Here is a 266-nt window from a genome sequence, read left to right as displayed (position 1 = left end):
AAAATGATGCGCTGGATCCTACAAAAGATCAAGGATTATCATTGCTTCTAAAAACAGGGGTACTTAGTTCAGATGCTGTGCTTAATGAGAAAGAAGATGGTAAATGGGAAATCGTTGGAGATCCTACAGAAGGTGCATTGATTGTAGGTGCAAGAAAAGCAGGTTTACATAAGGAGGAGTTGGAAAAAAAATATCCCAGGATTGATCTGATTCCATTTGACTCCGAGCGTAAATTTATGGCTGCACTCAATGAGACTCCCGAAAAT

1 protein-coding gene is annotated in these 266 nt (G+C 39.5%); it reads left to right on the top strand.

The genetic code is table 11. The features are described from left to right. Positions 1 to 266 (top strand): hypothetical protein (locus tag ACKX14_RS15975; RefSeq protein WP_422449391.1); only part of this gene is annotated, 266 nt, incomplete at both ends.

It is taken from the genome of Thermorhabdus hydrogeniformans, from assembly GCF_049310025.1.
Taxonomy (GTDB): domain Bacteria; phylum Bacillota; class Thermosediminibacteria; order Thermosediminibacterales; family Tepidanaerobacteraceae; genus JBJYKD01.
This window is presented reverse-complemented; position numbering and strand designations above follow the sequence as displayed.